Annotated in this window: 19 protein-coding genes; 14 read left to right on the top strand and 5 right to left on the bottom strand. The window is 53.7% G+C overall.

Features of this window, described 5'->3' with window-relative positions:
- Positions 1–500: 500 nt before the first annotated feature.
- Together Q9J79_RS04665 and Q9J79_RS04660 are read right to left on the bottom strand one after the other, a co-directional pair.
- Positions 501–4,670: a translocation/assembly module TamB domain-containing protein gene (locus Q9J79_RS04665; RefSeq protein WP_301911138.1), complete on the bottom strand. Its 4,170-nt coding sequence runs from the start codon at positions 4,668–4,670 to the stop codon at positions 501–503.
- Positions 4,671–4,724: 54 nt separating this feature from the next.
- Positions 4,725–6,572, bottom strand: coding sequence for an autotransporter assembly complex protein TamA (locus tag Q9J79_RS04660; RefSeq protein WP_301911199.1), 1,848 nt, complete (start codon positions 6,570–6,572; stop codon positions 4,725–4,727).
- A gap of 409 nt (positions 6,573–6,981) precedes the next feature.
- On the opposite strand from Q9J79_RS04660, the gene sstT reads away from it, so the two are divergent.
- Entirely contained in the window at positions 6,982–8,202 is a 1,221-nt protein-coding gene (gene sstT / locus Q9J79_RS04655; RefSeq protein WP_301911137.1) for a serine/threonine transporter SstT, read from the top strand.
- A 13-nt stretch (positions 8,203–8,215) separates the two neighbouring features.
- Positions 8,216–8,680 carry a hypothetical protein gene (locus tag Q9J79_RS04650; RefSeq protein ID WP_301911136.1) on the top strand — a complete coding sequence of 155 codons (465 nt, stop codon included), beginning with the start codon at positions 8,216–8,218 and terminating at the stop codon, positions 8,678–8,680.
- Positions 8,681–8,804: 124 nt separating this feature from the next.
- Here the strand turns inward: Q9J79_RS04650 and Q9J79_RS04645 are convergent, their stop codons facing one another.
- From Q9J79_RS04645 to Q9J79_RS04635, 3 genes are all read right to left on the bottom strand, one after another.
- On the bottom strand, positions 8,805–9,176 hold the full coding sequence (locus tag Q9J79_RS04645) for a DUF4431 domain-containing protein (protein ID WP_301911135.1): 372 nt from the start codon (positions 9,174–9,176) through the stop codon (positions 8,805–8,807).
- A 101-nt stretch (positions 9,177–9,277) separates the two neighbouring features.
- Entirely contained in the window at positions 9,278–10,621 is a 1,344-nt protein-coding gene (gene argG, locus Q9J79_RS04640; RefSeq protein ID WP_301911134.1) for an argininosuccinate synthase, read from the bottom strand.
- Positions 10,622–10,780: 159 nt separating this feature from the next.
- Positions 10,781–11,167 (bottom strand): hypothetical protein, encoded by a 387-nt coding sequence (locus tag Q9J79_RS04635; RefSeq protein WP_301911133.1) that lies wholly within the window; start codon positions 11,165–11,167, stop codon positions 10,781–10,783.
- An 89-nt stretch (positions 11,168–11,256) separates the two neighbouring features.
- Here Q9J79_RS04635 and Q9J79_RS04630 point away from each other — a divergent pair, with 89 nt between their 5' ends.
- The 12 genes from Q9J79_RS04630 (at position 11,257) to nuoH (ending at position 22,723) form a co-directional block, all read left to right on the top strand.
- The gene (locus Q9J79_RS04630; RefSeq protein WP_301911132.1) at positions 11,257–12,069 is read left to right on the top strand and encodes a competence/damage-inducible protein A; all 813 of its coding nucleotides are present in this window, start codon (positions 11,257–11,259) and stop codon (positions 12,067–12,069) included.
- Between the two features lie 39 nt (positions 12,070–12,108).
- Positions 12,109–13,095, top strand: a complete 987-nt coding sequence (locus Q9J79_RS04625; protein WP_301911131.1) for a S49 family peptidase — start codon at positions 12,109–12,111, stop codon at positions 13,093–13,095.
- Between the two features lie 254 nt (positions 13,096–13,349).
- Positions 13,350–13,706 (top strand): NADH-quinone oxidoreductase subunit A, encoded by a 357-nt coding sequence (locus Q9J79_RS04620; protein ID WP_003681674.1) that lies wholly within the window; start codon positions 13,350–13,352, stop codon positions 13,704–13,706.
- Positions 13,697–14,179, top strand: coding sequence for a NuoB/complex I 20 kDa subunit family protein (locus Q9J79_RS04615; protein WP_002215610.1), 483 nt, complete (start codon positions 13,697–13,699; stop codon positions 14,177–14,179). The genes Q9J79_RS04620 and Q9J79_RS04615 overlap by 10 nt, the downstream gene beginning before the upstream one ends.
- Positions 14,180–14,191: 12 nt before the next feature.
- Positions 14,192–14,785: an NADH-quinone oxidoreductase subunit C gene (locus Q9J79_RS04610; protein ID WP_301669447.1), complete on the top strand. Its 594-nt coding sequence runs from the start codon at positions 14,192–14,194 to the stop codon at positions 14,783–14,785.
- Positions 14,775–16,031 (top strand): NADH dehydrogenase (quinone) subunit D, encoded by a 1,257-nt coding sequence (gene nuoD / locus Q9J79_RS04605; RefSeq protein ID WP_101115929.1) that lies wholly within the window; start codon positions 14,775–14,777, stop codon positions 16,029–16,031. Before Q9J79_RS04610 ends, nuoD begins: the two co-directional genes overlap by 11 nt.
- On the top strand, positions 16,031–16,504 hold the full coding sequence (nuoE, locus tag Q9J79_RS04600) for an NADH-quinone oxidoreductase subunit NuoE (protein ID WP_003708120.1): 474 nt from the start codon (positions 16,031–16,033) through the stop codon (positions 16,502–16,504). The genes nuoD and nuoE overlap by 1 nt, the downstream gene beginning before the upstream one ends.
- A 116-nt stretch (positions 16,505–16,620) precedes the next feature.
- Positions 16,621–17,196, top strand: coding sequence for an excalibur calcium-binding domain-containing protein (locus Q9J79_RS04595; protein ID WP_301911130.1), 576 nt, complete (start codon positions 16,621–16,623; stop codon positions 17,194–17,196).
- Between the two features lie 158 nt (positions 17,197–17,354).
- The gene (gene nuoF, locus Q9J79_RS04590) at positions 17,355–18,656 is read left to right on the top strand and encodes an NADH-quinone oxidoreductase subunit NuoF (protein WP_301911129.1); all 1,302 of its coding nucleotides are present in this window, start codon (positions 17,355–17,357) and stop codon (positions 18,654–18,656) included.
- On the top strand, positions 18,656–19,093 hold the full coding sequence (locus tag Q9J79_RS04585) for a hypothetical protein (RefSeq protein ID WP_002228924.1): 438 nt from the start codon (positions 18,656–18,658) through the stop codon (positions 19,091–19,093). The genes nuoF and Q9J79_RS04585 overlap by 1 nt, the downstream gene beginning before the upstream one ends.
- 289 nt (positions 19,094–19,382) lie before the next feature.
- A complete protein-coding gene (gene nuoG / locus Q9J79_RS04580) occupies positions 19,383–21,644 on the top strand; it encodes an NADH-quinone oxidoreductase subunit NuoG (protein ID WP_301911128.1) in 2,262 nt (753 codons plus the stop codon).
- A gap of 2 nt (positions 21,645–21,646) precedes the next feature.
- The gene (gene nuoH / locus Q9J79_RS04575) at positions 21,647–22,723 is read left to right on the top strand and encodes an NADH-quinone oxidoreductase subunit NuoH (protein WP_002237570.1); all 1,077 of its coding nucleotides are present in this window, start codon (positions 21,647–21,649) and stop codon (positions 22,721–22,723) included.
- Positions 22,724–22,764: the final 41 nt, after the last annotated feature.

Genomic DNA, 22,764 nt, shown 5'->3' with positions numbered 1-22,764 from the left:
CTCTCAATGCCGTCTGAAACGGATGCGGACGGCGGCGGTGTTTTTTGTATGAAAATCGGTTTGTAACCTATATTTTCATTCTTTGTCAAACGACGCGCTGCCGTTTTTGCGGACGAGTGTTTTTATATTTGTTTCAATTCAACGGATTGTATTTTAGAGTACGTGTTCCGATACGGCGCGGGTAAAGCCTTTTCAGTCAAGCGGCTTATCCGATAGGGCGGTTTTTTATAGTGGATTAACAAAAACCAGTACGGCGTTGCCTCGCCTTAGCTCAAAGAGAACGATTCTCTAAGGTGCTGAAGCACCAAGTGAATCGGTTCCGTACTATTTGTACTGTCTGCGGCTTCGTCGCCTTGTCCTGATTTTTGTTAATTCACTATATCGATTCTGTTCCCTTGCAGGCGGACGGCGGCGGAAAAGCAGGTTTTCAAATGTCCGGTTTGGCGGCGCGCCTTTCAGACGGCATGGCGGCGGACAGTGCCATGCCGTCTGAAAACCGTTTATTTCCCTTTGCCGTTTCCGGCGGAGTCTTTTTTGTCCGAACCGAATAGGCGGTCGAAACGTATGGTGTATGTCAGCTCGCCGCCCGACGAAAGGCTGCCGATACGGGCAACCGCCTGTATGGCGCGGGTCAGCCGGTAAATCAGTTTGACGGACTGTTCCGCGCTGGAGATGCCGTATTCGTAGCCGATGTAGAGTTTGCCGGTCAGTTGTTTGCCGACGGTCAGCACCTGTTCGGCGGGGTTGAGTTCGCCGGTTTGCGCGTTGCGGCTGCGCTTGCTGGTAAAGCCCAAATCATCCACCAGCCCGATGCGGTCGTTGATTTGCCCGGCAAGCAGCGCGCCGGCGGCTGCGGACAGGGCGGCATTGTCGCCGCTGCTGCCGCTGCCGGCGCGGTTGAGGATGAGCCAGGAGAGCTTGTCTTTTTCACTCATCGGTTCGTTTGCCGTCAGCGTAATGCGCGGGCTGTTGAGGCTGCCCAATATTTCCACGCCCGCACCGACGGGGGAAAGGCGGCGTTCGGCGCGGATGTTGAGGTTGGGGTCGTTGAGCGGGCCGACAAAGGAGACCGTGCCTTTGGTAATGTCCAAATCCTGCCCGTATGCCTTGTAACGCCCTTTGATGACACGGACCGTACCCACGCCCCGCACGTTTCCGCCCGGTTGCGCGGTCAGGGTCAGTTTGCCGCCTATGGTAACGTCCGCGCCGTAGCCGGCGAAGCGGATGCCGTCATTGAGGTCTAAAATCAGGTTCATATTGACGGGGAGTGGTGCCACCGCCTCTTTTTTGACTTCGCCCAATACGACGACATCGTCGCCGACGGACGGCATCGAGGATTTTTGCGAACCGAACAGCCCCTGATCCGTTTTAATCATCCCGGTAACGGATATGCCTTTTTGCGGCGAATAGCGCAGGCGGGTGTTGCCGGAAACCGTCAGGCGGCGGTTGGGGCGGGACAGGATGCGGTATTTGTCGAACACCGCGCCGATATCGACATCGGGTCCGCTGTTTTCCATACCGACCGTGCCGGAGAGTTCCGCCGTTCCTTCGTGCCGGAATTTCAGGCTGTCGATTACCCATTTCCTGCCCGCGATATGCGAACGCAGCGAGCCGTTGTCCAAGATGATGCCTTGGGTTTGGTTGCGGTAATAGAGCTTGTCGCCGTTGATGCTGCCGCCCAAGTGCGGGTCGGCGATGCTGCCGCCGAGAGTTACGGCGGCATTCAGGCTGCCTTTGACGGTTTGTCCGACCGGTAGGAAGTTGCGGAATACTTCGGCATCGGCAACGGTCAGGTTGAGCCTGCCGCCCAAAGGCGCGGTATCGAAGGAGCGGCTTTGCCCGACGGTGATGTTGCCGTTGATTTTCCCGTAGTTGCTGCTGCCGTTGACGGCGGCGTTGACGGACGGAGAGCCGACCCGTCCGCCGATTTGCGCGGCGGCATTCAGGCTGCCGGTAATGTTTTGCGCGGCGGCGGGCAGAAAGGGCTTCAATGCGCCCAAGTCGGGAAGGGATGCGGTAATCCTGCCGCCGAGCGGTGCATTTGCCATATTGCCGCCGAAGGCGTTGGCGATGCCCAAATCGGCGTTAATCCGTCCGAAACGTGCGCCGCCGTCAATCAGGATTCCGATGCGGTCGTTTTGAAAGCGCGTTTTCAGGGAAAATGCGTTCAAACCCAAAGCCTGACCGCCGGGCAATACGGCATCGCCGCTTTGCCGGCTGATATTGAGGTAGCCGTGCGCGTTGCGCCCGTAGGCGACATCCCAGTCGCCGTTTAAAACCAGATTGTGTTCGAAGGGCGGTTTGAAGAAATTGTGCAACTCGGCGATATGCAGGCCGTGTGCGCCGCCTTTTGCTGATATGCCGGTTTTCCTGTCCCAGGAAAAGTGTTGCAGGTTGAGGCTGCCGCCCATTGCCTGCCAATTTGCCGCACTTGCCGCCACGCGTTCCGCACCGGCTTCGAGCGTCATACGGTTTTGCAGCTTGAGGTTGAACGCGCCGCCTATGTCGAGGATGCCGATGCTGCCTTTCCATCGGGTAAGTTCCCTGTTGATGCCGCCTGAAGCGTCCAAATCGAATTTGAACGGTTTGCCGTCCAGCGTCATGGCGGCGTGTGTGCGGATGCGGTGCTGTGCGCCCGTGCCTTCCAGCGTCAGGCCGGCGGTATCGACAACCGCCGCGCCGCCCGACAGGGAAAGGCGGCTGCCTTTGATGTCGGCGCGTATCGGGCGGCTTGTGTCGGGCGAACCTTTGAGCGTGAAATCGAGCGAACGGATGTCTGCCGCCTTGCCGATGTGCAGGTTGCGCGCCGTGCCGGAAAGGTCAGTTTCAAAGGTTCGGATGCCGCCGTCCAAATCGCCGGAAAGGTGTCCGCGTATATTTAAAGCCCCCGCGAGTCCAAAACCGAAACGGGAGAGGTCGGGTGCAGTGATATTGAGGTTGAGCCGGTCGCCTTTTTTGCCGAAGCCGCCGTCTGTTTTAATAATGTTCTGTCCCAGCCGCAAATCGACGGCGGCGCGCGGAAGGTGGCGGGACTCGTAAACAATGTCGGCGCTTCCGGCGAGCGGCACGCCGTTGAATGTGCCGGGCAAAAACCGCATTTTGCCCGTAAATTTCTCTTTTGCCAGTTCGCCTGCAAGGTTTATTGAGCCGTTGATATTGCCTGCCGGAAGTTGCGGATCGATGCGCGAAGGGTCGAATGCTTGGGAACGGATGTCCAGCTTGAGCAGGCGGTCTTTAAACAGTTCGAGGTAGCCCTGGGCAGACAGGCTGCCTTGCCCTGCTTCAATGCCAACGGTGTCGAACACCAGTTTTTGCTGTCCGTTTGCGGGGTCGCTTGCGATGGCGAGGCTGCCGTGCGTGCGTGCCGTACCGTTGCTGAGTTTCCAAGTGATGTCGGGCGAGGCGGTTGGGCCTTTGATGCCGATATTTCCGTTCAACCTGCCGTTGATTGCGGTTTGAATCACATCATCCGAGCCGACAGAGTCTATGCCTATATCCAGTTGCAGGATGTTTTTTCCGGTATCGATATCGCCGGACAGGTTGATATTTCCCCGTTCGAGCAGGGCAATGTCCGCATCATCAATATGTACCACACCATCCTGACCGATGACGAAGTCCCCCAAAATCTGTCGGACGGGGATGCTGTTGCGGTCGGCAAAACCGGCCTCGGTATTTTCCAGGTCGAGAGAACCTTCCAGTGCTATGCCGTCTGAAAAAGACGGAATGGCGGTCAGGTCAAAGTTAAGCCTTGCTTTGGGTAGGGAGGGCAGGAAGGCGGACGGATTGATGTTGAATCCTTTAATCAGCACTTCTTCCAATGTTTTATCCAATGATTCGGCAAACGGGTGGATGACGGATTTCCCCGATAAATGGATATTGTCGCCATCCAGTATCAGGTCGGTGTGCATATCCTGCAAACTGCCCCACAGGCGCGCCGTACCGTGTATGGTTTCGCCTTCCAGTTCGCCTTTGGTGTAGATGGCAGTGTTGAGGACAAAAGGTTTTTTCAGACCGATTACGACTGCGCCGGTCGATTTGCTCCACGGGGTGTCGGCGGTTTTCAGGTCGAGGCGGTGTCCTTTGATGTCATAACGGTATGAAGCATCCAGCCGTTCGAGATAGACGGTTTGTTTGTCAAAAGTTTTGCCTGCGCTGATTTTGCCCGTCTCGAAGCGGTCGAGATAGACGGCGGCAGGCAGGTCTATGCTGTCGGGAAGGCTGAGCGGCGGGCGTTCTTCTTTAGGCGGAGTCGGTTTGGTAACGATGGCGATGTCGCCGGCGGAAATTTCGGTGATGTGCAGGCTGCGGCGCATCAGTTCGGACGGTTTCCACGCGAAGCGGAAGCGGCTGATTTTAAGGTCTGCCCCCTCGGTTTCTATCGACCAGTTGTCGCCGTCGAAGCCGTCGAGCAGCGTGCCTTTGAGGTTTTGGGAGGAAATGTTTACGCCGAACCAGGACGGGATTTGGTACAGCCCGAAGCGCAAACCCGCTTCCGTGCCGGCGAGCCAGCCGAGGAAACATACTGCCAAAATCAGGACAGACAGCAGTGCCGCCGACAGCTTCAGCAGCGGGCGGCGTTTTTTTGCCGGCGGGGCAGGGCGGTGTTCAGACGGCATTTTGCGCGTGCCGTTTTCGGTCGGATCGGTATCTGTCGGTGCGGTATCGGTCATAATGTCTGTTTCAAAATAGTTTGCTGCAATGCCGTCTGAAGCGGCCGTATCGGTTTAGAAACGCGTTCCCAGGCTGATGTGCCAGCGGATTTTCTTATCGCTGTGCCCGTAGGCGATGTCGAAGGAAAACGGCGCGAGCGGGCTGAACCAGCGCACGCCCAGTCCCGAACCGTGTTTCAGCTTCATACGTTTGAAATTAGCGGCGGCATCGCCCATATCGTGGAACACCGCGCCGGACAGGGTGCGCGTAAACGGCAGTTGGTATTCCAGGCTGCCCACCAAGAGGGCGCGTTCGGGCAGGACCGATCCGTTCGGGCCGGCAAGTCCGATGCTGTCGAGTTCGTAACCGCGCACGGAAGACGCGCCGCCGCTGCGGAACATCAGCCCCGAAGGAACGTCGGCATTGTCGCGGGCAACGGTGTAACCCGCTTGTCCGCGTATGATGAACGTGCCGAGTTTTTTGTTTTCGGGCGTGAAGAAATAACCTGCGCGGGCAGAGGTGCGGATCAGCGCGGTGGAGGACAGGAATGTGCCCAAAGTCGTCCCTATTTTGCCGTCGAGGTAATGGCCGTTTTCAGGATGCAGCACGTTGTTGAGCAGCTGGCGTTTCCAAGAGGCGGTCAGCATCGTGGCGTGGCTGTTGCCCAAATCGACATCCGAGCCGGGGATTTTCCGGCCTTCTGCGAGAAACTCCGCCCCCAGACGGGCATCAATGCCCGCGCGGTCGCGCACATACCAGATGCCGCCGGAGAAGGCGCGTTTTTCGAGGTTTTGGGTGGTCGAACGGTTGTAGGAAACGTTGCTTGTCCAGTATTTGCCCCTGTAGTTGCGCGGCTGGCTGATGCCGGCGGCAAGCGTGGTTTCGTATTTGTCCATATCCCAGACGACCGAGCCGATATAGCCTTTGTTGAAGAGGTTGTAATAGTCGTAGGCGATTTTGCCGCCCAAACCGTATTCCGAATCGAGGCGGATGCCGGTTTCGAGTTTGTGGCGTTTGACCTCGGTTACGCTGACTTTGACGGGGACGCGGTCGCCTTGGAGGCGGTCGAAGTCGGCTTGTACGGACGCGCCGGAATAATGCCCGTTTTGTTCGAGTGCCTGTTGGAAGTCGAGCAGCAGGTCGAGGTCGTAGGGCGTGCCCGGTTGGAAGCGCGCCAGACCGGAAACGATTTGTTCCGGATAACGCTTCGTGCCGGTGATTTCAAAGTCGCCGAAGGCGATGGGGCGGCCGCTGTCCACGACGACGTTCAAATCTGCGGTGGCGGTATCGGGGTTGACGGTCGCCCGGGTGTTGCCGAGCTTGGCAAGCGGGTAGCCTTTGCGCGTTACCGCGCCGAGAACGGAAGTTTTGCTGTTTTCCCAACTGTCCTGATCGAAATCGCTGCCTACCGGCTGCTGCCAGTTTTCCATCGCGTTGCGGTAGTATTCGGCGAGGTTGCCGTCTGAAAGGATGTCGCCGAGGATGGCGACGCCGACGTTGGCGATTTTGGTGCGCGGCCCCAGTGTGATGTGCACAGTATAAGCTCCGTCTTTTTCCGTCAGGCTGACTTTGCTGTTGAAATAGCCTTTGCTGCGGAGCATGGTTTTGACGTTGTCCGGCGCTTCTTCGGCAAGGAAGCCCACCTGTTCCTTATCCAAAACCTCTTCCTGCTGCTGCGTGATGAGCGGCAGGTGTTCTTCGACCATATCTTTGATTTCACTGTCCTGCGTGTCGATGCGGACGGGGAATTTGGGTTTTAATTTGACTGATTCGGTGTCGGGGCTTTTGTTTTTGAACAATGCGAAACCCGCCGCCTTGTTTTCGGAAAGGTCGGCGGCAGGCGCGTATGCGTGCGGAAAGAAAAATAAAGCCGGCAGGAGCAGGGCGGTCGGTTTGATCATCATGGTACGGGTGTCGTGCATCGGTGTGGCGGTTTTCGATTCTAACACTGTTCGGACGGGGTTTCGAACGACCGTTTTCGTGTTGTTCGGACGGGGCGGGACGCTTCAGACGGCATACTGCCGCCGGTATTTCGGCAGCTGCGGCCCGCCGGGAATGTATCTGCTTGTTTTAAGGTATTTTGTTTCTAATCCGCATATGGAAAACAGGTTGCGTTTCGGGATAGTGCCGGAAAATAAACGGGATTAAATAAATTTATTTTCGTTCAATAAATTAAACCGTTGCGCCGAATGATCAAGCAAAACCTGTCCGGCACTGCATAGGGCAAATCAACGCATCTCAAAACACAGCCGAAAAATAAAAAAAACACAGAGAATGAGTTTTCTTTTAAAATACAACATTTTTTAACATATCACAACATAAGGAAGAATTATGGCGTTCGGCAAATCCTTATTTCATGCGATCGGCCGCGTCAGCCTGGTCAGGCAGATTGCCGCCGGTTTGGCGTTGGGCATCGTAATCGGTTCGGTTTCACCGCAACTGGGCTTGGCGGCAGGCTTGTTCGGCAGCCTGTTTGTCGGCGCGCTCAAAGCGGTCGCGCCGGTTTTGGTATTTATTTTGGTGGCGGCCACAATCGCGCAGCACCAAAAAGGCAACAAGGCGCATATCAGGCCGATTATCGTCCTCTACCTCATCGGCACGTTTTCCGCAGCCCTGACCGCCGTCATCGCAGGTATGGTTTTCCCGACGCACATTGTTTTGGCGGGCGCGGGCGATGTGTCCGCCGCGCCGCCTTCCGGCATTGTGGAAGTGTTGAAATCGCTGCTGATGAACCTGGTCGCCAACCCGATTAACGCGATTGCCAATGCCAACTATATCGGCATTCTGGCTTGGGCTTTGGTTTTGGGCGCGGCGTTGCGGAATCACGGTTCGGACGTTACGCGGCAGGTCGTTGCCGATTTGGCGGAAGCGGTTTCCACCGTCGTGAAGTGGATTATCCGTTTTGCCCCTTTGGGCATTTTCGGGCTGGTGTCGTCCACAATCGCGGAGACGGGTTTCGGCGCGCTGGCGGGTTATGCGAAGCTGCTTGCGGTGCTGTTGGGCTGTATGGCGTTTATCGCGCTGGCGGTCAATCCCGCCATCGTGTGGTGGAAAATCCGCCGCAACCCTTATCCGCTGGTGTTTACCTGCCTGCGCGAAAGCGGCGTGTATGCCTTCTTTACCCGTTCTTCCGCCGCCAATATCCCCGTGAATATGGCTTTGGCGAAAAAACTGGGGCTGCACGAAGACACTTATTCGATTTCCATCCCGTTGGGGGCGACCGTCAATATGGGCGGCGCGGCGATTACGATTACCGTTTTGGCTATGGCAGCGGCGCACACCCAAGGCATACAGGTTGATTTTGCCACCGCGCTGCTGTTGAGCCTGGTGGCGACGGTCAGCGCGTGCGGCGCGTCCGGCGTGGCGGGCGGTTCGCTGCTGCTGATTCCGCTGGCGTGCAGCCTGTTCGGCATCAGCAACGATGTCGCTATGCAGGTGGTTGCCGTCGGCTTTATCATCGGCGTAATTCAGGATTCGGCGGAAACGGCGTTGAATTCTTCAACCGACGTTTTGTTTACCGCTGCCGCCGATTTGGGCCGACAGAGGAAATAGGCTTGGATATGGAATGCCGTCTGAAACAGTAAAGTTTCAGACGGCATTTTTTAGGTGTTTGACGGTTGTCCGCACAGCTTGCTTGGGAAGGCGGGAGATAAATCCGTTATCGGATTTCCGGCGGTTATGGGTAAGGATGTGCCACCAGTTTCTCGTCGATGTATTCGCCGATATAGACTTGCACGGCAGTGAGCTTGAGGCGGTCGAGTTCCTGTTGCAGCCACGCTTCATCACGTTTAATGATTTCCGAGAAAAGAATTTCATCGGCATTTTCTTAATGCTTGAACACCCGCCTTGGGGGCGGCAGGGTTCGGGCTGGTTGGGGAAAGGTATCGCCTTTCTGAATCGGTGCGGCACAACGGGGTGCGCCTTATGTGCTGAAAGGGCTTGCGGAAACGGTATGCCGTCTGAAGCGGGGGCGTTCAGACGGCATAATGATGTTTGGGTCGCGGATCCGGTTCAAATCCGCATCAGTTGATAAACCCGTCGTCTTTCATTTTCTTTTCGGAAAAATACTGGCCGAATACCAGCAGGGCGGCGAGGATGATGACAAACAGCCCTATAAATTTTGCTTTCTAAACCTCCGGCGTTCATTGTTTTTTCTAAGGTCTATTGGGTGCAGAAATTTTAAAAACATCACACAATACAGGTGTTTTATGATGTATGGTATGGCTATGAAATAGTGTTTCACATTGTACCCGTGCCCTTTTACCTTTAAATTGACGATATTGCTGAAAATGTTCAGACGACATAACGAGCTGCATCATCGTTACTCCTGTTTCAGGAGTGTCTATACCGTCATTATCTCCAAGTGATGGTACAACGGTTATTGGCTTGTCAAGGACAATAGCAGCCCAGCCGCCGTGCATTGGTCGGATTTTTCCTGTAAATGATACCCATTCTCCATACTGGTATTCATAGGCTAGTGCTGGTAGAGAAATAGCTAACAACAATAGAATATATAATTTCTTCATCGCATCCATCCTCTGCAGTTAAAATAAATCGAATCATACCTCAGACCTAACAAAAAAGGCTACCAGCAATTTCTAGTAGCCTTTTTTGTTACAGTTTGGGTTTACTTGCTGCTATCAAGCTTTGGCAATACCGAACCTTCGCCCAGCGACAACAAACCACTTTGCGAGTAGATGCCCAGTTTGGCGCGGGTGTCGGTGATGTCGAGGTTGCGCATCGTGAGCTGTCCGATGCGGTCTAGCGGGGTAAACGCCGCACCTTCGATTTTTTCCATACTCAAGCGTTCGGGTTGGTAGGTCAGGTTGGGCGATTCGGTGTTCAGAATCGAGTAGTCGTTGCCGCGCCGCAATTCGAGGGTAACTTCGCCGGTAACGGCTTTGGCGACCCAGCGTTGGGCGGTTTCGCGCAACATCAAGGCTTGGCTGTCGAACCAGCGGCCTTGGTAGAGCAAACGTCCGAGGCGCAGGCCGTTGATGCGGTATTGTTCGATGGTATCCTCGTTGTGGATGCCGGTAACCAAGCGTTCGTAGGCGATGTGGAACAACGCCATTCCCGGGGCTTCGTAGATGCCGCGCGATTTGGCTTCGATGATGCGGTTTTCGATTTGGTCGCTCATACCCAGACCGTGGCGGCCGCCGATGCGGTTGGCTTCAAGGAAGAGTTCGACAGGATCGGCGTATTCTTTGCCGTTTAATGCAACCGGCACGCCCTCTTCAAAGCGCACGCTGACTTCTTCGGGTTCGACTTCGACGTTTTCGTCCCAGAAGGCAACGCCCATAATGGGTTTGACGATTTTGATGCCGCTGTTGAGGAATTCCAAGTCTTTGGCTTCGTGGGTAGCACCCAGCATGTTGGAATCGGTGGAATAGGCTTTCTCCACCGACATTTTGTAGTTGAAGCCGTTGGCAATCAGAAATTCGCTCATTTCGTGGCGGCCGCCGAGTTCGTCGATAAATTGTTGGTCGAGCCAGGGTTTGTAGATTTTCAGCGCGGGATTGGTCAAGAGGCCGTAACGGTAGAAACGCTCGATGTCGTTGCCTTTGTAGGTGCTGCCGTCGCCCCAGATATTCACATCGTCTTCTTTCATGGCGGAAACGAGCATGGTGCCGGTAACGGCACGGCCCAAAGGCGTGGTGTTGAAATAGGCGATGCCGCCGGTGGAAACGTGGAATGCGCCGCATTGGATGGCGGCGATGCCTTCGTGTGCCAACTGCGCGCGGCAGTCGATCAGGCGGGCGTTTTCCGCACCGTATTCCATCGCTTTTTTAGGAATGGCGTTGTAGTCGTCTTCGTCGGGCTGACCAAGGTTGGCGGTGTAGGCGTAAGGCAGCGCGCCTTTGAGTTTCATCCACAACAGCGCGGCAGAGGTATCAAGACCGCCGGAGAAGGCGATGCCGACTTTTTGACCGACGGGGAGGGATTGCAGAATAGTATGGCTTTGACTCATGGGGAATCCTTCGGACTAAAAATAAAAGCAGAACGAGGCAAACCGCTCTGCACATGATTTGAACTTATTATCTTATAAATAGATGAGATAATCCAGTTTGATGCCGTCTGAAAAAGCATTCAGGTTTTCAGACGGCATTTGTCCGCAATTATTGAGACGCTATCCGAAGCTGAATACAATGAAGCATGCTGCCCAAACCGAAGCAGCTGCCAAAGGCCACAACAAATAGCCTTTTTGCCCAGTCAACCGCCACATTTCATCTGCATTGGTTGCAACAAAAAACAACCACAAAAAACCAAGTAAAATATCCGTAAAGACTGCCAGTGAAAAAATCATACGGTTTGCAGGTAAGGAGCTGAATGCGCTCAGAACAACCCATTGTATAAAAAATGTGGAAAGCGTAGCATATTTGGCGCGAAAATTGACTGCACGTTTGTCTTGATGAATTTTACGGCGAATAATCAAATACTGAATAATCAGCACAAACGTACACACAAAAAGGCTGATAATGAACATGAAGAACGCAAAAATGCCGATTGCAAACATGAGCCTCTCCTATCCGTTGCACCTAATAAGCAATATTGGAACAGTAATCATGGGAAATCATGAATAGCCTTTAGGCAGAAGGAAAGATTATGAAAGACCGACAGCATTTGTTTAACCTCATCATCATCGGCGACGAAATCCTGCACGGCAGCCGCCAAGACAAGCATTTCGCCTTTTTCAAATCCCTGCTCGAATCCAAAGGGCTGAAGCTCAATCAGGTGCAATACTTGCCCGACGAACCTGATTTGTTGGTTAAACAACTACGCCGCAGCTTTTCAGACGGCATACCGACGTTTGTTACCGGCGGCATCGGTTCCACGCCCGACGACCACACGCGCCAAGCCGCAGCCGCCGCTTTGGATTTGCCCGTCGTCCGCCATCCTGAAGCCGCCAAGTTTATCGAAGGCGTAACCCTGAAACGTGGCGAGCCGCTTGATTCGCCGGAACACGCCCAACGCCTGAAAATGGCGGACTTTCCCGCAGGCGCAGAGCTTGTGCCCAACCCGTTCAACAACATCGCCGGATTTTCCATCCGCGAGCATTATTTCTTCCCCGGCTTTCCTGTGATGGCGCACCCGATGGCGGAATGGGTTTTGGAAACTTATTGCGCCGGCCGCTTCAACCAAACCGAACGCGGCAGCCGCAGCGTGTATGTGTTTGAGCAGCCCGAATCGCGCATTACGCCGATTATGGAGCATATCGAGCAAACTTATCCCGGCGTGCGTTCGTACAGCCTGCCCAGCGTCGGTTGGACGCATTCAGACGGCACGCAGGTCAAACCGCACATTGAGTTCGGCATCAAAGCCGAAGGAGAAGCCGTCAACCTTTTGGACGCGGCGTGGGCGGAAGTGTTGCACAGCTTGGACGGATTGGGAGCAGAGCTGAAAAATCGGGTAAACTGAAAAACGTTTGCCCAAATCGGACGATATTTAAGGAAAACCATGCAATACCGAATCAGAAGAGAAAACGAAGCACCCGAAGCAAAAAATGCGGGGGAAACCTTATGGGAGCGCGACATCATGCGCGAAGTGCTGCTGTCCGCCTATCGGGACAGGCGCAGGGAGCGGATGTGGAAAAACATCTGGCGCGCCGTCAGCACCCTGATTCTGGTTGCCCTGATTGCAGGCATTTTCCGAAAAGACGAAGCCGCATTGCAGTTGACGGGCAATACGCCGCATACCGCAGTCGTCAACCTGTACGGCGAAATCGGCAACGGTGTAGAAGACCAGGTCAAAAAACTCAAAGACGGTATGGAGGCCGCCTACAAAAATCCGCAGGCAAAGGCCATCATCATCCGCGCCAACAGCCCCGGCGGTTCGCCCGTCGTCTCCAACACCGCTTTTGAAGAAATACGCCGTCTGAAGGCGCAGCACCCCGGCATTCCCGTTTATCTCGTAGCGGAAGATATGTGCGCGTCCGGCTGCTACTACATCGCGGCGGCGGCGGACAAAATCTATGCCGATCCGTCCAGCATCGTCGGCAGCATCGGCGTTATCGGCAGCAGTTTCGACGCGACCGGCCTGATGGAAAAAATCGGCGTGAAACGCAGGGTTAAAATTGCAGGCAGCAACAAAGGCATGGGCGATCCGTTTTCGCCCGAAACGCCCGAACAGTCAAAAATCTGGGAAGAAATGCTGACCGGCATACACGGCGAGTTCATCAAAGCCGTCAAAACCGGACGCGGCGGCCGCCTCAAATTCCGACAATATCCCGACGTGTTCAGCGGTCGGGTATACACAGGTGCGGACGCGCTGAAAGTCGGGCTGGTGGACGGACTCGGTAATATTTACAGCGTGGCGCGAGACGTGGTCAAAGCCCCGGATTTGGTGGATTACACGCGGCAGGACGATTTCGGCACGCTGTTGGGCAGGCGTTTGGGTGCGGAACTTAAAGCCGGTGTGCGCGAAGCCTTGCAGGCTGTCCGATAGTTTTACCATACATTATCCTATGCCGTCTGAAGCTTTCAGACGGCATTTCTGTATGCGGGTAAGGAGGAATGCGGGGAGCAAGCGGTAAAGGGGAAATCAGATAGGGTATTTATAAAATCAAAATAAGAATCGTTATCATAAAATGGTTGTATTTATTGGCGTTTTTTGCCTGTTTACCTTTTAATGGGTTTTGAAATTCGCTAAAATAGCAGCTTGTTTTAACGATTTGTCCGTCAACCAGTCAGGCATCAATTATGTTGGCCAGTTACTTTCCCGTCCTCGTATTCATCCTCGTCGGCCTCGCGGCCGGCGTGCTGTTTATCCTGCTCGGCACGATTTTAGGCCCGAAACGCCACTACGCCGAAAAAGACGCGCCTTACGAATGCGGTTTTGAAGCCTTTGAAAACGCGAGGATGAAGTTCGACGTGCGCTATTACCTCGTCGCCATCCTCTTTATCTTGTTTGATTTGGAGGTCGCGTTCATGTTGCCGTGGGCAGTCGTGTTCAAAGATTTGGGCGCGTACGGCTTCTGGTCTATGCTGGTGTTTATCGTCGTTCTGACGGTAGGCTTTGTTTACGAATGGAAAAAAGGTGCGCTGGAATGGGAATAGAAGGCGTTTTGAAAAAAGGTTTCATCACCACCAGCGCGGATACGGTGTTGAACTATATGCGTACCGGTTCATTGTGGCCGGTTACTTTCGGCTTGGCCTGCTGCGCCGTGGAAATGATGCATGCGGGTATGGCGCGTTACGACCTTGACCGTTTCGGCATTATTTTCCGTCCGTCTCCCCGTCAGGCAGACCTGATGATTGTGGCGGGTACGCTCACCAATAAAATGGCGCCTGCACTGCGCCGCGTGTACGACCAGCTCGCCGAGCCGCGTTGGGTATTGTCTATGGGTTCGTGTGCCAACGGCGGCGGCTACTATCATTATTCTTATTCCGTCGTGCGCGGTGCCGACCGCGTCGTGCCGGTGGACGTTTATGTGCCGGGTTGTCCTCCGACTGCGGAAGCACTGATTTACGGCCTGATTCAGCTCCAGCAAAAAATCAAGCGCACTTCCACCATCGCGCGTGACGAGTAAGGAGAGGACGATATGGCAAGCATTCAAAACTTATACGAGACCGTCGTCGGCGTGCTTGGCGATCGGGCAGGCAAAGTCATTTCAGCTTTGGGCGAGATTACTGTCGAGTGTCTGCCCGAACACTATATTTCAGTCATGACCGCATTGCGCGACCATGAAGATTTGCATTTCGAGCTTCTGGTTGACTTGTGCGGTGTCGATTACAGCACTTACAAAAACGAAGCATGGCAGGGCAAACGCTTCGCCGTCGTCAGTCAGCTGCTTTCCGTTAAAAACAATCAACGCATCCGCGTACGCGTCTGGGTTTCAGACGACGACTTCCCCGTAGTCGAATCCGTAGTCGATATCTACAACAGCGCGGATTGGTACGAACGCGAAGCCTTCGATATGTACGGCATCATGTTCAACAACCATCCCGACCTGCGCCGCATCCTGACCGATTACGGTTTCGTCGGACATCCGTTCCGCAAAGACTTCCCGATTTCCGGCTATGTGGAAATGCGTTACGACGAAGAGCAAAAACGCGTGATTTACCAACCTGTTACCATCGAGCCGCGCGAGATCACGCCGCGTATCGTCCGTGAGGAGAACTACGGTGGCCAATAAATTAAGAAACTACACCATCAACTTCGGCCCGCAACACCCTGCGGCGCACGGCGTATTGCGTATGATTTTGGAGTTGGAGGGCGAAACCATCGTCCGTGCCGACCCGCATATCGGCCTCCTGCACCGAGGCACCGAAAAACTGGCGGAAACCAAAACCTATCTGCAAGCCCTGCCCTATATGGACCGCTTGGACTACGTTTCCATGATGGTCAACGAGCAGGCATATTGTTTGGCGGTAGAAAAACTCGCCGGAATTGATGTGCCTATCCGCGCCCAATACATCCGCGTGATGTTCGCCGAAGTAACGCGCATCCTCAATCACCTGATGGGCATCGGTTCGCACGCCTTCGACATCGGCGCGATGACCGCCATCCTTTACGCCTTCCGCGACCGCGAAGAGCTGATGGACTTGTACGAAGCCGTGTCCGGTGCGCGTATGCACGCCGCCTACTTCCGTCCCGGCGGCGTTTACCGCGACCTGCCCGACTTCATGCCCAAATACGAGAGCAGCAAATTCCGCAACGCCAAAGTATTGAAGCAGCTCAACGAATCCCGCGAAGGCACGATGCTCGACTTCATCGACGCCTTCTGTGAACGTTTCCCGAAAAACATCGACACACTCGAAACCCTCCTGACCGACAACCGTATTTGGAAACAGCGTACCGTCGGCATCGGCGTCGTCTCTCCCGAGCGCGCCATGCAAAAAGGCTTTACCGGCGTTATGTTGCGCGGTTCTGGCGTGGAATGGGACGTGCGTAAGAAACAGCCGTATGAAGTGTACGACAAAATGGATTTCGATATTCCCGTCGGTGTGAACGGCGACTGCTACGACCGTTACCTTTGCCGTATGGAAGAAATGCGTCAATCCGTACGCATCATCAAACAATGTTCCGAGTGGTTGCGTGTTAATCCGGGTCCGGTCATTACCACAAACCACAAATTCGCTCCGCCCAAACGTACCGAAATGAAAACAGGTATGGAAGACCTGATTCACCATTTCAAACTCTTTACCGAGGGTATGCACGTTCCCGAGGGCGAAACCTACACCGCTGTCGAACATCCGAAAGGCGAGTTCGGCGTTTACATCATTTCAGACGGCGCAAACAAACCCTACCGCCTGAAAATCCGCGCACCCGGCTTCGCCCACCTGCAAGGCATGGACGAAATGGCAAAAGGCCACATGCTCGCCGACGTTGTTGCCATCATCGGTACGCAGGACATCGTATTCGGGGAGGTTGACCGATAATGTTATCCGCAGAATCCTTAAAACAAATTGATATTGAGTTGGCAAAATATCCTGCCGACCAACGCCGTTCCGCGATTATGGGCGCATTGCGTATTGCTCAAACCGAAAAAGGCTGGCTTGCTCCCGAGACCATTGCCTTTGTCGCAGACTATATCGGCATCTCGCCTGCACAAGCCTACGAAGTCGCTACCTTCTACAATATGTACGATCTTGAGCCTGTCGGCAAATACAAACTGACCGTTTGTACCAACCTGCCCTGCGCCCTGCGCGGTGGTATGGCTACCGGCGAATACCTCAAACAAAGACTCGGTATCGGCTACGGCGAAACCACGCCCGACGGCAAATTTACCCTTGTCGAAGGCGAATGCATGGGCGCGTGCGGCGATGCCCCCGTTATGCTGGTCAACAACCACAGCATGTGCAGCTTTATGACTGAAGAGGCGATTGAGAAGAAACTGGCGGAGTTGGAATAAACTGGGGAAATGCCGTCTGAAAACAGGAAAACCGGTAGGGTAGACATTTCTGTCCGCCGTTTCAGACCGATTGGACAAATCAAATCGGGAATAAAGAAAACAGGGAAACCGAATCAATGAAGGGAAAAATCGTCCGATGGCATGATGACAAAGGATACGGATTTATACGTACAGAAAGCGGGGAAGGAGAGATTTTCTGCCATATTTCCGACTTCCTGCAAAGAAATCCGCGGCCCGGGCTTGACGAGCAGGTTTCTTTCGAAGTGGTTTCAGATGGCAAGGGAAGATTTTCTGCAAAACAGATACGCTATCTGAATCGGGAGCGTGCAGTTTCTCCCGTATACCGCAAGAAACATCGAAAAGACGAGGAATCTCCCACTTCGATTGTTCAGGTTGTGCTGTCTTTGTCGGTCGGTTTGCTGCTTGTTTCGGCAATCGGCTATAAGGCGTATCAATATGCGTCAGAGAAGCTGACTCCGAAACAGGAAAATACGCCGGTTAAAACGCAAGTATTGCCCGAAATAAAACGGCAGCAGCCCGACAGCAGCCCATACCGTTGCGACGGCAGGCAATATTGCTCACAAATGACTTCGTGCGAAGAAGCCAAATGGTTTGTAAGGAACTGTTCCGATACCAAGATGGACGGTGATGGCGACGGCATTCCGTGTGAAGACAAATGCGGCGGATGGTAATTTTGATTGATGACGGGAAGAACAAACTCAGGTTTGGTTCAGATTAAACGAAGACAGGAAAATGCCGTCTGAAAACAGACAAACCGTTTCAGACGGCATCAGGAACATTGAGAAGGCAGGCAGCCGCAACCGATACGAAAACGAATAGGCACACCAAAATGGCTATTTACCAATCAGGCGTGATTTTTGACCAAGTGGATACCGCCAATCCCGATTGTTGGACATTGGACGAATACGTCAAACGTGGCGGCTATACCGCCCTGCGTAAAATCCTGTCCGAAAACATCTCGCAAACCGATGTGATTGACGAAGTCAAAACCTCCGGCTTGCGCGGGCGCGGCGGTGCGGGCTTTCCGACCGGTTTGAAATGGAGCTTTATGCCCCGTTCCTTCCCGGGCGAAAAATACGTCGTCTGCAACACTGACGAAGGCGAGCCGGGCACGTTCAAAGACCGCGACATCATCATGTTCAATCCCCATGCCCTGATTGAAGGCATGATTCTCGCCGGTTACGCAATGGGCGCGAAAGCGGGCTACAACTACATTCACGGCGAAATTTTCGAAGGCTACCAACGCTTTGAAGCCGCTTTGGAGCAGGCGCGTGCCGCAGGCTTTTTGGGTAAAAATATTCTGGGTTCGGATTTTGAATTCGAACTCTTCGCCCATCACGGTTACGGCGCATACATCTGCGGCGAAGAAACCGCATTGCTCGAATCGTTGGAAGGCAAAAAAGGCCAGCCGCGCTTTAAACCGCCGTTCCCCGCCTCGTTCGGTCTGTACGGCAAGCCGACTACCATCAACAATACCGAAACGTTCTCCTCCGTCCCCTTCATTATCCGTGACGGCGGACAGGCATTTGCCGATAAAGGTATTCCGAATGCAGGCGGTACCAAATTATTCTGTATTTCCGGTCATGTCGAGCGTCCGGGCAACTATGAAGTGCCGTTGGGCACGCCGTTTGCCGAAGTTCTGAAAATGGCGGGCGGTATGCGCGGCGGTAAAAAACTTAAAGCCGTTATTCCCGGCGGTTCGTCCGCGCCCGTGTTACCTGCCGATATCATGATGCAGACCAATATGGACTATGACTCGATTTCCAAAGCCGGCTCCATGCTCGGTTCTGGCGCGATTATCGTGATGGACGAAGACGTATGCATGGTGAAAGCCCTCGAACGCTTAAGCTACTTCTACTACGATGAATCATGCGGCCAATGCACCCCCTGCCGCGAAGGTACGGGCTGGCTCTACCGCATTGTCCATCGCATCGTAGAAGGCAAAGGTAAAATGGAAGATTTGGATTTGCTCGATTCTGTCGGCAACCAAATGGCAGGCCGCACCATCTGCGCCCTTGCCGATGCCGCCGTCTTCCCCGTCCGCAGCTTTACCAAGCATTTCCGTGATGAGTTTGTGCATTACATCGAACACGGCGGGCCGATGAAAGAGCATAAGTGGGGAGGGTGGTAATGGTGGAAGCTAAAATTTTTATTCTATACGGTGCAGCCAACAAAGGTAAGAGTACGACACTCAATACGCTTTTTAATCAGATTTGTTGGAAATTTTCTAAATTTCTAGTCTTTTTTGAAAGACATGGAAACGGCTTAGATTTTGTTGCAGTATTTGATCATGAAGGTCAGAGGATTGGTTTTTATTCATCTGGTGATAATGAATACGAGGTTAGGAGAAATTTATACAAACTTTATTCGCATAATTGTGATTTTATTTTTGGCACGTCAAGGACACGGGGTGGTAGTTGCGATGCAGTAGGATGTTATGCAGAGTTATTGCATGGCGATGTAAATATAATTAATTGGTGTGAAAAGTTTGAGCCTACAGATGAAGACAATGAGCGTGCTGTTAAAGAGTTATTTAAGTCATTTAAAAATATAATAAATGAGTTATAGTTTTAGTTGGTTTTATATTGGTTAGAAGCAAAATGCTAAAAATTTAACTTTGCCGTCATTCCCGCGTAGGCGGGAATCCATAGTGGAATTTACAGAACCCGATATTTGAAAAGCAGTTGCCGAAATTCAAAAAATGGATTCCCGCCTACGCGGGAATGACGGCAAGGTGGCAGTAAACGTTTTAAACAGTATTGATTGTCAATGAAACTCAAAAGGCCGTCTGAAACCCATTTTTCAGACGACCTCCATAAAAAATTATTTATCAAATACCCGTAACTAGGAACGAACCATGTTACAAATCGAAATCGACGGCAAACAGGTATCTGTGGAGCAGGGTGCGACGGTGATTGAAGCCGCGCACAAGCTCGGTACTTATATCCCGCATTTCTGTTACCACAAAAAACTTTCCATCGCCGCCAACTGCCGTATGTGTTTGGTGGACGTGGAAAAAGCCCCCAAACCCCTGCCTGCCTGTGCCACGCCGGTTACAGACGGCATGATTGTGCGTACGCATTCGGCAAAAGCCCGAGAGGCGCAAGAAGGTGTGATGGAGTTCCTGCTCATCAACCATCCGCTTGATTGTCCGACCTGCGACCAGGGCGGCGAATGCCAGTTGCAGGATTTGGCGGTGGGCTACGGCAAAACCACCAGCCGCTATACCGAAGAAAAACGTTCCGTCGTCGGCAAAGACATGGGGCCTTTGGTTTCCGCCGAGGAAATGAGCCGCTGCATCCACTGTACCCGTTGCGTCCGTTTCACTGAAGAAATCGCCGGTTTGCAGGAAATTGCGATGGCGAATCGCGGCGAGCATTCTGAGATTATGCCCTTTATCGGCAAAGCGGTGGAAACCGAATTGTCGGGCAACGTCATCGATTTGTGTCCCGTCGGCGCATTGACCAGCAAACCGTTCCGCTTCAACGCGCGTACTTGGGAGCTGAACCGCCGCAAATCCGTTTCCACCCACGATGCTTTGGGCAGCAATCTGATTGTACAAACCAAAGACCATACCGTCCGCCGCGTGTTGCCGTTGGAAAACGAAGCCATCAACGAATGCTGGCTGTCTGACCGCGACCGTTTTGCCTACGAAGGCCTGTATCACGAAAGCCGTCTGAAAAACCCGAAAATCAAACAGGGCGGCGAGTGGATGGACGTGGATTGGAAAACCGCGTTGGAATATGTCCGCAGCGCGATTGAATGTATCGCCAAAGACGGCAACCAAAACCAAGTCGGCATTTGGGCCAATCAGATGAATACGGTTGAAGAGCTGTATCTGGCCAAAAAATTTGCCGACGGCTTGGGTGTTAAAAACTTTGCAACCCGTTTGCGCCAACAAGACAAACGTCTTTCAGACGGCCTTAAAGGTGCGCAATGGCTGGGACAAAGTATCGAATCGCTGGCGGACAACGAAGCCGTATTAGTAGTCGGTGCGAACTTGCGCAAAGAGCAGCCGCTTCTGACCGCCCGCCTGCGCCGCGCTGCCAAAGAACGCATGGCTTTGAGCGTGTTGGCAAGCAGCAAGGAAGAATTGTTGATGCCGCTTCTGGCTCAGGAAGCGGTGCATCCCGACGAGTGGGCAGGCCGTCTGAAAAACCTGTCTGCCGATGTGGAACATGCGATTACCGCGAGCCTGAAAAACGCTGAAAAAGCTGCGGTGATTTTGGGCGCGGAAGTGCAAAACCATCCCGATTACGCCGCAATTTACGCCGCCGCGCAAGAGCTGGCGGACGCGACCGGCGCGGTGCTGGGTATTCTGCCGCAGGCTGCTAACAGCGTTGGTGCGGATGTATTGGGCGTGAACTCGGGCGAGAGCGTTGTTGAAATGGCAAACGCGCCGAAACAGGCAGTCTTGCTGCTCAACGTCGAGCCGGAAATCGATACGGTGGACGGCGCAAAAGCCGTAGCCGCGCTGAAACAGGCGAAAAGCGTGATGGCGTTTACGCCGTTTGTCAGCGAAACGCTGCTGGACGTGTGCGACGTATTGCTGCCGATTGCGCCGTTTACCGAAACATCGGGCAGCTTTATCAATATGGAAGGCCGTCTGCAATCTTTCCACGGCGTGGTACAAGGCTTCGGCGATTCGCGTCCGATGTGGAAAGTGTTGCGCGTATTGGGCAACCTGTTTGACCTGCAAGGTTTTGAATACCACGATACCGCTGCGATTTTGAAAGACGCGCTGGATGCGGAAAGCCTGCCGTCCAAACTGGACAACCGCAGCACATGGGCAGGGGAGGGCGTTCAGACGGCCTCAGACCGCCTCGTCCGTGTCGGCGGAGTCGGTATTTATCACACTGATTCTATCGTGCGCCGTTCCGCGCCGTTGCAAGAAACCAGCCATGCCGCCGTGCCTGCCGCGCGTGTAAATCCAAATACTTTGGCACGTTTGGGCCTGCAAGACGGACAGACCGCTGTTGCCAAACAAAACGGCGCAAGCGTATCGGTTGCCGTCAAAGCCGATGCCGGTTTGCCTGAAAACGTGGTGCATCTGCCGCTGCATACCGAAAATGCCGCGCTGGGTGCGTTGATGGACACTATTGAACTGGCGGGAGCTTGATCATGCAAGAATGGTTCCAAAACCTCTTTGCCGCAACACTCGGTCTGGGCGATTTGGGTATCACCGTAGGTTTGGTGGTATCCGTCATCGTCAAAATCGTGATTATCCTGATTCCGCTGATTCTGACCGTTGCCTATCTGACATATTTCGAACGTAAAGTCATCGGCTTTATGCAGCTTCGTGTCGGCCCAAACGTAACCGGCCCGTGGGGTCTGATTCAGCCGTTTGCCGACGTGTTCAAACTCTTGTTTAAAGAAGTAACCCGTCCGAAGCTGTCAAACAAAGCCCTGTTCTATATTGGCCCGATTATGTCGCTTGCACCGTCTTTCGCGGCGTGGGCAGTGATTCCGTTCAACGAAGAATGGGTGCTGACCAACATCAATATCGGCCTTTTGTATATCCTGATGATTACCTCGCTGTCGGTTTACGGCGTGATCATCGCGGGCTGGGCTTCCAACTCCAAATATTCGTTCTTGGGCGCAATGCGTGCTTCCGCGCAAAGCATTTCCTACGAAATCGCCATGAGTGCCGCGCTGGTGTGCGTCGTGATGGTGTCGGGCAGCATGAACTTCTCCGACATCGTTGCCGCACAAGCTAAAGGTATTGCCGGCGGTTCGGTATTCTCTTGGAACTGGCTGCCGCTCTTCCCAATCTTCATCGTCTATCTGATTTCCGCCGTTGCCGAAACCAACCGCGCACCGTTTGACGTGGCAGAGGGCGAATCCGAAATCGTTGCCGGACACCACGTCGAATATTCCGGCTTCGCATTCGCGCTGTTCTTCCTTGCCGAATACATTTTCATGATTCTGATTGCCGCGCTGACCTCGCTGATGTTCCTCGGCGGCTGGCTGTCTCCGTTCCCGCAAAGCTGGGGCTTTATCGGCACACCTTCCGCATTCTGGATGTTCGCGAAAATGGCGGCGGTGCTGTACTGGTATCTGTGGATCCGTGCAACCTTCCCGCGCTACCGTTACGACCAAATCATGCGTTTGGGCTGGAAAGTGCTGATTCCGATCGGCTTCGCCTACATCGTGATTTTGGGCGTGTGGATGATTTCACCGCTGAATTTGTGGAAATAGGCCGTCTGAAAACTTTGATTCAGATGCGGCTTTTGAAAGGA

The organism is Neisseria viridiae, assembly GCF_962747995.1.
In the GTDB taxonomy this organism is placed as follows: Bacteria; Pseudomonadota; Gammaproteobacteria; order Burkholderiales; family Neisseriaceae; genus Neisseria; species Neisseria viridiae.
This window is presented reverse-complemented; position numbering and strand designations above follow the sequence as displayed.